The following is a 12,722-nucleotide window of genomic DNA, read 5'->3' as shown; positions in this document are numbered from 1 at the left end:
CAAATAGAAAACGCGCTCCCCAAAGCAGATAAAAACTTAGTACATTCTCTGCAAGATGAACTGGAGCTAGTTTGCCAGAATAAAATCACGCAGCAGGCAACACAAACTCATCACCCTGAAATCGATATAAATTCTGGGTGTTATCGTTTCGATGGTGATCCCAACTTCTACTGTCCTCAGTGCTTTGACCAACGTCAGCAACGTATTCCCACGCAAAGAATTAATCGTCAGCTTCATGTCTGCACTCAATGCCGCTCCAGCTTAAAACCAGCAAAAAAGTGAGTCTCTCAAAGTATTGTTAAAACTGGAAAAGATACGTTCTTTAGCTTAAACTGATGGACATTCGAATGGACTAACTTTTTAACAACGGAATGTTGCCTCGGGGTGGCCAAAGGCCTGAGATATCTCTTAAACATTGAAGAGATGACCCGATGAACCTGATCCAGATAATACTGGCGTAGGGAAAGGCAAAATCGACTTTACATGTTTCATTGTTTGATTGTCGTCGCCTCTCCTTTTGCCTTCTCACAAAAGGACAACTATGAAACGTTCGACCTTTGCAGTTGTAATGACAACAGCAATAATTTCCACACCCGCTTTTGCAGAAGTTACGCCTGCTGACTTACCGTCAATGATAGTCAGCGCTGACTTCCGTCCAAATACTGCTCAAGAAACACCCGTCAGCCTTACTCAGATCGACAGTGAAGTGATTGAATCACGTGGTGCTCAACATCTCGAAGATGTGTTGAATCTGGCACCCAACGTCAATGTGTCATCTGGTGCGGCACGCGGACAATATTTTCAGATCCGAGGAATAGGCGAACGTAGTCAGTTCTCTGCGCCAATCAATCCTTCTGTCGGTTTATTAATCGATGGCATCGATTTTAGTCGTACCGGCGGCGCAGCCACATTGTTTGATATTGAATCTGTTGAAATTCTGCGTGGTCCTCAAGGTACCAAATTCGGCACCAACGCCTTAGCCGGCGTCATTAACATGAAAAGCACCGAGCCCACTAACGAACTGGATATGCACTTCGAAACAGGCATCGCAGAGTACAACACGCGAAATGTTGGTGTTGCTGTAGGTGGTCCACTGATTAAAGACAGGCTTTTAGGGCGGTTTTCAGTCTATAGCCATCAATCCGATGGTTACATGGATAATGATTTTCTGGGACGCGACAATGTACAGGATCATGATGAAGTCACATTACGAGGCCATCTAAAGTGGCTCGTCAACTCAAATTTGACCGTAGATTTGAATCTGCTGCATCTCGATATTGATAATGGCTACGATGCCTTCACTTTGGATAACAGCCGTAATAGCCAGTCTGATATGCCGGGTGAAGATAGTCAGAATACTGATGCTTTTGCACTGAAAACGGACTACAGAGTTAACAGTGCCTTGCAACTGCAGTCTAATTTTACCTACGTGCAGTCGGATCTGACCTATAGCTATGATGCCGATTGGAATAATGCGCCTGCTAATCAGGCATTTTTTAATACTCTTTCTCCTGCCCAACAAGCGAACTGTAATGACCTCGACTTCGATAACGACGCATTCTGTCCGTACAATGCCTTTGAAGAATTTAACCGTGATCGTGAAAACTACTCGGTCGAGTTGAAAGCGCTCTCTAATGAAGACGGCTTGCTCTTCGGCGATACCACGGAATGGGCTGTCGGTGTTTACTTCCTATCTCAAGACGAACAGTTGGACTTAAACTCGCCATTTGGTGACTTTGAGAATAATGATTATGAAACCACAAACACCGCATTATTTGGTCAGTTTGATACCCATCTGACTGACCAATTAACGTTAATCACAGGCTTGCGTGTTGAATATTTTGACGCTGATTACAAAGACTCAACCCAATTGGCAATAGAGACAAGTGAGAGACTATTCGGTGGTAAACTCGGCCTAAACTACCAGTTTAACGAGGATCATTTAGCTTATACATCACTCTCACGTGGTTATAAATCAGGTGGTGTCAATAATAATGATGATCTACCCGATAACAAACGCGAGTTTGATACTGAATATATGTGGAGTCTGGAAACAGGTCTGAAATCAAGCTGGCTTGATGGTGATCTAATTACCAATATTGCTGCGTTTTATTCCATCCGTCGTGATGCTCAGGTTAAAAGTTCGGTCTTTGTCGGCGGGGGTGAGTTTGAAGACTCTATCGCCAATGCTGCCAAAGGGAAAAACTATGGTATCGAGGCAGATTTTGACTGGCTGGTTCATGAAGACGTTCGACTGTTTGGTGCGCTTGGCCTGTTACGAGCCGAATTTGAAGAATATGATAATCCGGATATCACCAGCAATGATATTGAAGGTCGCCGTCAGGCTCATGCGCCGAGCTACCAATTCACATTAGGCGGTGAATATTACTTTGCCCCTAACTGGAAATTCAGAGCCAATATGGAAGGTAAAGATGACTTCTACTTCTCCAACAGTCATAACTCAAAATCCGGCTCCTACGTCATCTATAACGCTAGTCTGCAATATCAAAAAGAGAACTGGAAGTTCACCTTATGGGGACGCAATCTGTTTGATAAGGACTATTACACTCGAGGCTTCTTCTTCGATAACACTCCACCTCTCTATGATGGTTCAAACAGCAATACCTACAAACAATTTGGCGATCCACGTGTAGTTGGCATGACAGTAAGCTACGACTATTAATCAACGATAAGGGCGCCCGCGCGCCCTTATTCACAATAAAGAGGTTTTTATGCGTATTTCAGTAGATATCAGTCTTTATCCATTGACTGAACGTTATGTTGAACCCATTCTGGCGTTTATCGACAAGCTGGAAAATAACCCGAAACTCAAGATTTCACGTAACAATCTGAGCACACAAATCTTTGGTGAATACCGCGACGTAATGGATGCGATGGATGCTGAAATTGAAGCCGTTTTTGAACAACTGCCGCATAGCGTATTTGTATTGAAAATGATTGGTACTGACCGCTACGAAGTCGAAGACTAGAAAAGGGTTTCCCCATGATGGATACGCTCATAAACGGCTTGATGTCTTTATCAGGCTGGGAAGTTTTTGCCGCTTTATTAGGCGTGGGCTACATCATTTTCGCTGCCCGCGAATCACAGTGGTGTTGGCCGATGGCCTTTGTCAGCACGCTGATCTATACCCTTTTATTCTGGGAAGGTCAGTTGCCAATGCAGGCCTTGCTTAACTTCTATTATATGGGCATGGCTATCTATGGGTTTGTGCTCTGGCGAGGGCACAAGCAGGCTGAAAATGATTTACCGATCCATAACTGGTCTATCAGTCTCAATCTGGCTTTTTTAGTTACAGGCAGTCTTTTAACCTTGGTTGTTGGCTATTACCTGCATCAGTTTAATGCTTCACAGCAACCGTATCTTGATGCAGGCATTACCGTGTTTTCTGTACTTAACACCTGGCTAATGGCCAGAAAAGTACTTCAAAACTGGCTTTACTGGATTGCGATTGATGCTGCTGCCGTTATGCTTTATTTGGATACAGGCTTCTACGCAACCGCAGCGTTGTTTTCACTCTACACCGTGTTGGCAACCGCCGGTTTTGTGAATTGGATACGTTTGCATCGTCAACAAGTCGCTATCACAACGGGTTAGAACCAATCGTTCAGAAAATTATTGGTTATTAAGATTTTAATAGCAAAGCTTACCAATGGGTATCCGCTTTCATCCAGCGGTCGAGATTATCTTCACCCAAGGCATTCATCAGGAAAAGTAATAGCCTATAGGTCAGCCGCTGAGCGGATAAATCAGGTAGGGGCAAAGACTTCTCATACTCCTTAACAAAAACAGCTGCTTGCTTTTTGTCCAGTTGGTATTCCAATAAGACAAGTTCGAGCTCTGGCGGCCCGATCACAAAGGCATCCAAATCCACCAGAGCGGAGATGTGTCCATCCTTCATGAGATACTGATCCCAGCGGTTGTCAATCATGATGGGAGCAAAATGGGTCGGCGTTACCTGTTCAAGCTGTGTCATCACTTTATATAACCAGGGTTCACCGATAGGCAGTTTTGAACTGTGCCGCAACAACGTTTTTAATAACCGTGCTGACCAGTCTTCAGCAAGGTTGTCAGCATGCGTCACTTTCCCCCAAGTCGTTTGTTTTTGAAGATGCAAGGCTGCCAGATGCTTCGCAAACTGAAGCACTATGTCATCTGTGAGTCGTTTTTTCTGTAGCGTCACCCCATCAGCTACGCGACTCAGCATGAATGCCGGTATCTCAGACTGCTCCCTGCCGCATGCCAACAATTCAGGTATCGGAAGTATCCCCTGATTCTCAATTAACTGCTGGGTTTGACTGAGATCTGCCAAGTCCTCTGGCAGTGACACATCAAATAACTGCTGCATAATCTGCCAGATCGGAGATTGATCCACATTATCCCGATAGCAGAGCTTCAACATCAGTTCGCCCTCAGCCGTATCACAGCGCCAAAGTTGATGCGTACTGTCGTCAAACATGGGGGGGACCAATTCCGCAGAGTAGAGTTGCGGTAATGCTGACTCAGAACCTAACTGTTGATAAAGTGCAGCGACTTCCTCGTTAGTACATGTTTTTACCAAGGTAAAACGTCACCGTTGGTGTGCCAGAAGCCACCTGTTGTATCAAGCGTCAGTTCTTCCATTCGCTTTATCAGGCCAGAGGCTGACTCATCCGGATCAATCAGGCCACCATGCCCTGTCATATCGGTTCGAACCCAGCCTGGATGCAGAATAGCTACAGCAATGCCCCGCGGTTTCAGATCGATTGATAATGACTTACCGGCCGCATTGACTGCAGATTTTGACATGCGGTAAGCATAACTGCCGCCGGAATCATTATCATCAATGGATCCCATTCGGCTGGTGATAATCCCCACTTTGCTGCCCTGATGCAGGTTTGGCAGTAAGGCTTGTGTGGTAAGCAATGGCCCCAGACTATTAACCCGATACATTCTGACGAAACTCTCAATCGCGGCATCATCAATATCACCAAGACCAATTCCACCGGCAATGCCGGCATTATTAATTAACCAGTCAATTTTTCTTCCTGCCAAAGTTTCAGCCAGTGTTGCCAGACTTTTAGGTTCACTCACTTCAACATCTTCAATAATTTCGACATGAAGCGCTTTCAATTCAGATGACGCTTTACGACAGGTCGCAATGACATGCATGCCTTTTGCCGATAATTGGCGACAAAGCTCCAGACCGATTCCCCGGTTCGTTCCTGTAATCAGTACATTTTCAGTCATAAACCCTCCCGAATTATTGTTTCAGCTTCAACATTTTTTCTGCCGTTGGCGACAGGATAACACCGGCCTCAGTCACAATGGCGTCGATTAACTTTGCTGGTGTCACGTCAAACGCCGGATTCACAGCCTGTACATCATGCGGTGCAATCGCTTGCTGATTGAAATGTGTGACTTCAGAACTGTCCCGATGTTCAATAGGAATATCTTTACCATCAGCCAGTTCCCAGTCAATAGTGGAAACCGGGGCTGCAATCATCACTTTAACACCATGATATTTCGCCAGAATCGCCAAGGAATAAGTTCCGATTTTATTCGCTGTATCACCGTTAGCGGCAATACGATCAGCGCCGACAATGATCCAGTCAACCTTAGCTGATGCCATTAACAAACCTGCCGCAGAATCAGACTGTAAGGTCATTGGAATACCCTCTTCAAGCAGCTCCCATGCTGTCAGCCGACTGCCCTGCATCCAGGGCCGTGTCTCATCAACATAGACATGTTTGATCTTACCCTCAAGATAGCCCTGACGAATGACTCCAAGGGCAGTCCCAAAACCAGCTGTGGCTAAAGCCCCTGCATTACAGTGCGTTAATACCGTACTCTGATGTCCAAGTAGATCAGCGCCTAACTTCCCTAATTTTTTGTTCGCTTCAACATCTTGACGATGCAGATTTTTCGCCGCTTCCAGCAGTGTATTATCAGGACACTGGTCATCAGACAAACCATCACAAATCGTCTGCATATGCATAACGGCCCAGAACAAATTAACGGCAGTAGGTCGCGAGTTAAGCAGAATTTCTAAAGCAGCTGGCATGGCGGCCTTCCAGTTAGCCGCTTCCTGTCTCCAGACTTGTCTAGCAGCCAGTACAAACCCGTAAGCGGCTGTGACCCCAATAGCCGGCGCGCCCCTGACGACCATAGTTCTGATAGCTTCAGCCACAGCGCTTGCATCATTGAGTTCAATCCACTCCTGATAATGTGGTAGCTTTCTCTGATCCAGTAAAAACAAACTGTTTTCGCGCCAGACAATCGGTTCTATCATGTCATTTTTTATAGCCAAGTGTTGCTCCTGTATCCAGCTGAAAGTATTTCAGTGCTGGATTTTTTGAATTGTTGCCTATGCAGAGTAGGTTTTTCAGCAATGTCACCGGTATAATCGGTTCTATGCAAACTGTCGACTTAATCATAAATGCACGCTGGATTGTGCCAGTAACAGCCTCACAGCAGGTACTCGAAAATCATGCTGTTATTATAAAAGATAGCTGTATTGTATCGCTTCTCCCTCAGGAGCAGGCAAAGCAGCTTTATAGCGCTTCCGTCACTCATAACATGGATCAGCATTGTATTATCCCGGGGCTGATTAACAATCACGCTCATGCAGCAATGTCCTTATTCCGCGGGCTAGCTGACGATATGCCACTCATGACTTGGCTTAACGAATATATCTGGCCTGCAGAACAACAATTCGTCGGCGACAGCTTTGTTGAATCGGGCAGTACCCTAGCAATCGCTGAAATGATTCGTGGTGGTACAACATGCTTCAATGATATGTACTTCTTCCCTGAAGCCACAGCACGCGTCGCCGACCGTAGCGGTATTCGCGCCAGTCTGGGGATGGTTGTCATTGAGTTTCCCACTAACTGGGCGGCCAATGTTGATGAATACATGCATAAAGGACAGCAACTGCATGATCATTACCGGCACCATCCCCGTATCAGCACAGCTTATGCACCTCATGCCCCCTACACGGTGGCAGACGCTACGCTGGAAAAAATAATCGTCAATGCTGAAGAAATGGACCTGCCAATTCACATGCATGTGCATGAAACTGCGGGGGAGGTATCACAAAGTGTTGAAGAATTCGGGATGCGGCCTTTAGAACGGTTGAAGCAGATTGGACTTTTATCACCCCGGCTGATTGCCGTTCATATGACACAGTTAACCGAAGAAGAAATCGAGTGGTGCGCCGAAGCGGGTGTTCACATCGCACATTGTCCGGAATCCAATTTAAAGCTTGCCAGTGGCTTTTGTCCTGTTGCCAAATTGGATAAACAGGGCGTCAATCTCACTATTGGTACTGATGGTGCAGCATCCAATAATGATTTGGATATGTTTGCCGAGATGCGACAAGCGGCACTTTTAGCCAAAGCTATTGGACAAGATCCGAGTGCTATCCCAGCACATAGAGCACTTGAGATGGCGACGATTAATGCGGCAAAATCACTTGGGCTGGAGCAACAAACAGGCTCTATTGAAGTGGGTAAATTTGCCGACTTGGTTGCCGTCGATATGTCGAGCCTGGAAAGCCAGCCCTGTTTTGATGTTGTCTCTCAACTCGTCTATGCAACTGGTCGTGATAAGGTGTCCGATGTATGGGTTGATGGTAAGCAGTTACTTACAGATAAACGATTGACTACGCTTAATGAAAACAAAATTCTTGCTGATACAAAGCAATGGGCTGAAAAAATAGGATCGCAGCAGCTATGAGCCAAACTGATCACAATGTCGACCTAAACGAAGTGGCCAAATTTGAAGCATTAGCCTCAAGTTGGTGGGATATAGAGGGACAATCGAAACCGCTTCATGACATCAATCCACTGCGCGCTGGTTACATTGCCAAACGCTGTGCATTGAGTGACGCTAAAGTGATCGATGTAGGCTGTGGCGGCGGTATTTTGTCAGAAGCTTTAGCCAAAAATGGGGCTGATGTGACAGGCATAGATATGGGCGAGATGCCCCTGGATATTGCCAAACTTCATGCAATGGAATCAGGGCTGGAGATTCACTACGAACAAGCCACAGCAGAAACCATGGCCAGCAAACATAAAGAGCAGTTTGATGCAGTAACATGTCTCGAAATGTTGGAACATGTCCCCGATCCTGCGGCTATCATTCAAGCTTGTGCCGATTTAGTTAAACCGGGTGGGGATCTCTTTTTCTCAACCCTGAATCGTCATCCCAAGGCATATCTATTAGCTGTTGTAGGTGCTGAATATGTCATGAACATGCTACCTAAAGGTACGCATGACTATAAACGTTTCATTCGTCCCGCTGAGTTGGCAAGCTGGTGCCGCCAAGCGGGGCTGCAGGTTAATGATATTACAGGTATGACCTATAACCCTCTGACACGTCAGTTCAGTCTTGGCAAAGATGTCAAAGTGAACTACATCGTTCACTGTCGTAAAAACTGATATGGCGAAATTTGATGTTGTTTTTTTCGACCTGGATGGGACCTTAGTCGATACTGCACCTGATTTGGCTTATGCATTGAATCGAGTATTAGAGGAAGAAGGTATGCCTCCTTTACCGTATGCGGACATTCGTCCTGTTGCCAGTCATGGCAGCCCCGGTTTATTGAAACTAGGCTTTGGCATGACAACTAGCGACGATAGGTTCAATTCGCTACAACAACGTTTTATCAAGATCTATCAGGACAATCTTACCCGTGAATCACGCTTGTTTGAGGGCATGGAAGCTATTATTGACTCTATAGAAAAAGCAGGGAAAATATGGGGAGTGATTACTAACAAACCTGCATTTCTAACTGAGCCTCTAATGTCAGGGTTAAAACTTGACCGTCGTGCTGCCTGCATCGTCAGTGGTGATACAACTGTCAACAGTAAACCACATCCGGAACCGATGTTACATGCCTGTGAGTTAACGGGAGTGGAGCCTCAGAAATGCTTGTATATCGGTGATGCCCAACGTGACATTGAAGCAGGACGTAACGCCAATATGCACACGCTCATTGCTAAATATGGTTATATCAGTGATGAAGATCATCCGGAAAACTGGCAAGCTGATGCCATGATTAGTCACCCAAGTGAGATTATGCAATGGATTTAATCCTTACCTATCAAACCAGCCTGATCGCTTTAGCAATAGGATTAATACTCGGCGGTCTGATCGGTTATGTCATTCGAAACAAGACCGTTCGCAGGATTGAGACTCGTAATAATGAGCTCGAGCTCACGCTGGAGTTGGAACAGAAAAACAAACTGCAACTGGATCAGGTGCTCAACCAGACCCGCGAGCAATTAGCTAATACCTTTAATCAACTTTCTAATGAAGCATTAAATCGGAATAACAGTAGCTTCTTAAGGCTAGCCGAAGAAAACCTCAAACGCTTTCAAAGTGAAGCCAAAGCTGACCTCGGCACCAAAGAGAAAGCCATTGAACAAATGCTCAAACCAATTAATGAGGCTTTGCAGAAAACCAGTAAACAAATTCATGACATTGAAAAGGAGCGTAAGGAAAGTTACGGCAGCCTTCGTAGCACCATAGATCAAATGACCAAGAGCCAGCAAGAGCTCCAACTCGAAACTCAGAATTTAGTTCAGGCCTTACGTCGACCCGAAGTCCGGGGTCAATGGGGTGAAATGACCTTACGTCGATTAGCCGAACTCAGCGGCATGGTGGCTCATTGTGACTTTTTTGAGCAAACCCACACAAATACAGAAACAGGCAGTATTCGCCCGGATATGATCGTCAAGCTGCCTGAGAAACGCGATATCATTGTTGATGCTAAAACGCCTTTGGATGCTTATCTCTCCGCGATACAAGCAAAGGATGACAGTATTCGTCAGAAAGAACTCAAGCGTCATGCTCAGGTCATCCGTAGCCGCGTTAAAGAACTCGCGCGGAAGAATTACTGGGCAGAATATAGTAACTCCCCTGAATTCGTAGTGTTGTTTATTCCCGGTGAGCAATTTCTATCAGCCGCATTGGAAGTCGATCCAGCACTTTTAGAAGACAGTATGAGTCAGAACATTATTCTGGCTACCCCCACTAACTTCATTGCTCTACTTCGTGCTGTTTCCTATGGCTGGAAACAACAAGCGTTAGCTGAAAACGCAGAAAACATCCGTGAACTGGGTGAAACGCTTTATAAACGCTTGTCGACGTTTGGTTCTCATCTGAGTAAGTTGGGAAACAGCCTCGGCAGCACCGTCAATCACTTTAATAGTGCTGTCGGTTCACTTGAGCGTCAGGTGCTGCCTGGTGCACGTAAATTTACTGAAATGGGTATTAGCAGTAAACATAAAATTAATGACCTGCCCCCTATAGAACAGCAACCTAGACCGGTACAACAAAGCGGTGATGATGACCTCTAAGTTAGAGCTTGATAAAGCTTATGGTTTTTGTCAGCGATTAGCTCAGTCCCATTACGAAAATTTTCCTGTTGCCTCACTCCTTTTACCTCAAAGACTTCGAAAACCTATCAGCGTCATTTATGCCTTTGCCCGCACAGCTGATGATTTTGCTGATGAAGGGAATGCACCGCAACACATTCGTCTGGCTCAATTAGATGCTTATAGTGATGCGCTAAAAGAAATAGATAAAAAGACTTATAAAGGTAATGATGCCATCTTTATTGCTTTGGCTGATGTGATTCATCGACATCAACTTTCACTGTGCTTATTTGAGGATTTACTCCTTGCGTTCAGACAGGATGTGGTGAAATCCCGCTATGCCAATTTTGATGAAGTCTTAGAATACTGTCGTTACTCAGCCAATCCGGTGGGTCGTTTGTTACTTCAACTTGAGGGTGATCCCTCAGAAGCACAATTAAAACAATCCGATGCAGTATGTAGCGCATTACAGCTAATCAATTTTTATCAGGATATAGTTCAGGATTACTCCGAACAGGATCGTATCTACATTCCACTTGACGAACTATCCGCTGCCGGATTAAGCGAGTTCGACCTGATTCAGCCGGATTCAGAGAAAATAGCACCACTTGTACGCAGCCTTTACCAACGTACCGCAAATATGATGCAAGCTGGTTTTCCGCTCGGTGAATCATTGAATGGCAGATTAGGCTGGGAAGTCAGAGCCATGACTTTAGCTGGCATCAAAACACTCTCTTTATTGATTAAGCAGCCTGACAAAGCATTATTGACGCGCCCAAGACTTAAAAAAACCACACTTATAAGCATTATGCTTAACGCGCTTAGTAAGCGACTCTATAGAACCTGTTGTAGTCGTCTATTAAACTTGAAGGGACAATAAGATTCCGTGCCACTCAAAAGTGTTCCACACGATCAATACTCCTTAAGACTAATTGTTTCGATCTGGCATACCTGAGAAAGTCTTGATTTTATATTAATCAGGACTTGAGAAATGAAAACAATATCGTTCGGTAAGTTTGACACAAAAAACACCACGCCCATTACAGATGATCTAGCAGGATGGGAGCCGGTTGAAGGCAACCCTTCTATGACAACATGGCTCGAGCACGTTCCTGAAGATGGTAAGTTTCTAACAGGCTTTTGGGAAGCAACACCAGGTACATATCAAGTTACCTACAACGCCGATGAAATGGTGCATATGTTTGAAGGTAAGGCCTCATTGACGGATCAGGATGGTAATTCTGTCACTTATTCAGCAGGCGACAGTTTTTTGGTTGAAGCCGGCTTCAAAGGTAAATGGCGCACAGAAGAAACCGTTCGCAAAATATTTGCTATTCGAATGGCCGAGGATGTCACTGAACCATTCTCATCATAAGTCAAAGCACTATAAAGTCCATGGATGGACTACATCATATTAAGCTATTTGTTATTAGTTTCTCAGCCCTAATCGCTTTTGACGATGTTTACGTTTCTGCCTGCGCTCTGGGTATTGTAGAACCCCTCGGACAAACTCTTTTTCCACCTTACTCAAACGTGCTGTGCGTAAATATTTTTTGATAAATCGAAGTCGTTGTGAACGACTCAAATAAAGAATCGCATGTTTATCCAGACTAGCAATATCCTTTACGATCCGGCGTTTTAAAAAAAGTTTTGGCCAGAAGCAGCCTGAAGGACAATCGATCAAAAAGAGCTTTGGCTTAGAAACACAGTTCTCAAGAAGTAAGTTTCGCCAAAATAAATCGTTATGGCAGATCTGATTCTGATGTAGTAATACCGTCATATCAGCAACCTGCTGCATAACATTATCCAGCCATGCTCTGTCATCCAATAATTCAGTATGCTTGTTGGCGACATCTTCTAAACTCAGACTGTTTTCAATCCCTCTCGTTATCAATACACCTCTAAGTGTTCTTGAAAAAAAATATTCCTCACCATACCCTGCAACTGCCGCAGCGTTTAAGCCCATAGCAGTGAAACGCTGTTGGTTTCTTGCCTCGATTCTTAAGCGGGAAAGGCCCAGCCAGCTTCGAATTCCTGTCGCATCAAAAAAACGTTTAACAAAAAAACTCTGGCCGTCGGTTTCTATTTTCAGTACATCGCCATGATTGTCTTCAGAGACTATCTCTGAATCAAGTTCAAAGACCTGCTCTAATCTCCCTAGTCGTTTTCCGACTTGTGTTGCAGCGATATCAGGATCGATGTGCCAGATTGTTCTCGTAAAGCGCATTAAACTACCTTGTATTATTGCGTTTATAGACTTGGATAATAACGCATTCAGAAAAATAATATCTTTACCTCAATGAGAGAGGGTTATGTTTTCTTAAATAGTTGAGTCCTATCTA

14 protein-coding genes and 1 riboswitch are annotated in these 12,722 nt (G+C 44.8%); of the genes, 10 read left to right on the top strand and 4 right to left on the bottom strand.

What is annotated here, in order from left to right:
* The 4 genes from ACTF5U_RS11585 to pnuC all read left to right on the top strand — a co-directional run.
* Window positions 1-282 (top strand): hypothetical protein (locus ACTF5U_RS11585; RefSeq protein ID WP_438971790.1); only part of this gene is annotated, 282 nt, incomplete at its 5' end.
* A gap of 88 nt (window positions 283-370) precedes the next feature.
* A riboswitch (TPP riboswitch) is annotated at window positions 371-482 on the top strand.
* A 59-nt stretch (window positions 483-541) separates the two neighbouring features.
* Window positions 542-2,683: a TonB-dependent receptor gene (locus ACTF5U_RS11580; RefSeq protein ID WP_438971789.1), complete on the top strand. Its 2,142-nt coding sequence runs from the start codon at window positions 542-544 to the stop codon at window positions 2,681-2,683.
* A 49-nt stretch (window positions 2,684-2,732) separates the two neighbouring features.
* On the top strand, window positions 2,733-2,990 hold the full coding sequence (locus tag ACTF5U_RS11575; protein WP_438971788.1) for a YkoF family thiamine/hydroxymethylpyrimidine-binding protein: 258 nt from the start codon (window positions 2,733-2,735) through the stop codon (window positions 2,988-2,990).
* A 14-nt stretch (window positions 2,991-3,004) separates the two neighbouring features.
* On the top strand, window positions 3,005-3,616 hold the full coding sequence (gene pnuC / locus ACTF5U_RS11570) for a nicotinamide riboside transporter PnuC (RefSeq protein WP_438971787.1): 612 nt from the start codon (window positions 3,005-3,007) through the stop codon (window positions 3,614-3,616).
* A 49-nt stretch (window positions 3,617-3,665) separates the two neighbouring features.
* Here the strand turns inward: pnuC and ACTF5U_RS11565 are convergent, their stop codons facing one another.
* The 3 genes from ACTF5U_RS11565 to mtnA are packed head-to-tail and all read right to left on the bottom strand — an operon-like array spanning window position 3,666 to window position 6,308.
* Window positions 3,666-4,580, bottom strand: coding sequence for a phosphotransferase (locus ACTF5U_RS11565; RefSeq protein ID WP_438971786.1), 915 nt, complete (start codon window positions 4,578-4,580; stop codon window positions 3,666-3,668).
* Window positions 4,574-5,248, bottom strand: a complete 675-nt coding sequence (locus ACTF5U_RS11560) for an SDR family oxidoreductase (RefSeq protein WP_438971785.1) — start codon at window positions 5,246-5,248, stop codon at window positions 4,574-4,576. Before ACTF5U_RS11560 ends, ACTF5U_RS11565 begins: the two co-directional genes overlap by 7 nt.
* Window positions 5,249-5,261: 13 nt before the next feature.
* A complete protein-coding gene (gene mtnA / locus ACTF5U_RS11555) occupies window positions 5,262-6,308 on the bottom strand; it encodes an S-methyl-5-thioribose-1-phosphate isomerase (protein ID WP_438971784.1) in 1,047 nt (348 codons plus the stop codon).
* A 104-nt stretch (window positions 6,309-6,412) separates the two neighbouring features.
* On the opposite strand from mtnA, the gene ACTF5U_RS11550 reads away from it, so the two are divergent.
* The 6 genes from ACTF5U_RS11550 (at window position 6,413) to ACTF5U_RS11525 (ending at window position 11,755) form a co-directional block, all read left to right on the top strand.
* Window positions 6,413-7,735, top strand: coding sequence for a TRZ/ATZ family hydrolase (locus ACTF5U_RS11550; protein WP_438971783.1), 1,323 nt, complete (start codon window positions 6,413-6,415; stop codon window positions 7,733-7,735).
* A complete protein-coding gene (gene ubiG / locus ACTF5U_RS11545; protein ID WP_438971782.1) occupies window positions 7,732-8,439 on the top strand; it encodes a bifunctional 2-polyprenyl-6-hydroxyphenol methylase/3-demethylubiquinol 3-O-methyltransferase UbiG in 708 nt (235 codons plus the stop codon). Before ACTF5U_RS11550 ends, ubiG begins: the two co-directional genes overlap by 4 nt.
* A gap of 1 nt (window position 8,440) precedes the next feature.
* Window positions 8,441-9,094: an HAD-IA family hydrolase gene (locus ACTF5U_RS11540; RefSeq protein ID WP_438971781.1), complete on the top strand. Its 654-nt coding sequence runs from the start codon at window positions 8,441-8,443 to the stop codon at window positions 9,092-9,094.
* Window positions 9,085-10,362, top strand: coding sequence for a DNA recombination protein RmuC (locus ACTF5U_RS11535; protein WP_438971780.1), 1,278 nt, complete (start codon window positions 9,085-9,087; stop codon window positions 10,360-10,362). The genes ACTF5U_RS11540 and ACTF5U_RS11535 overlap by 10 nt, the downstream gene beginning before the upstream one ends.
* The gene (gene hpnC / locus ACTF5U_RS11530; protein ID WP_438971779.1) at window positions 10,352-11,260 is read left to right on the top strand and encodes a squalene synthase HpnC; all 909 of its coding nucleotides are present in this window, start codon (window positions 10,352-10,354) and stop codon (window positions 11,258-11,260) included. Before ACTF5U_RS11535 ends, hpnC begins: the two co-directional genes overlap by 11 nt.
* Window positions 11,261-11,371: 111 nt before the next feature.
* Window positions 11,372-11,755 carry a cupin domain-containing protein gene (locus ACTF5U_RS11525; protein ID WP_438971778.1) on the top strand — a complete coding sequence of 128 codons (384 nt, stop codon included), beginning with the start codon at window positions 11,372-11,374 and terminating at the stop codon, window positions 11,753-11,755.
* A 54-nt stretch (window positions 11,756-11,809) separates the two neighbouring features.
* On the opposite strand, the gene ACTF5U_RS11520 is transcribed toward ACTF5U_RS11525, so the two are convergent.
* Entirely contained in the window at window positions 11,810-12,607 is a 798-nt protein-coding gene (locus tag ACTF5U_RS11520; RefSeq protein ID WP_438971777.1) for a lipopolysaccharide kinase InaA family protein, read from the bottom strand.
* Window positions 12,608-12,722: the final 115 nt, after the last annotated feature.

The sequence above is a fragment of the Methylophaga sp. genome (genome assembly GCF_965655755.1).
In the GTDB taxonomy this organism is placed as follows: domain Bacteria; phylum Pseudomonadota; class Gammaproteobacteria; order Nitrosococcales; family Methylophagaceae; genus Methylophaga.
The sequence above is the reverse complement of the archived record's forward strand: the minus strand, read 5'-3'. Positions and strand labels throughout refer to the sequence as shown.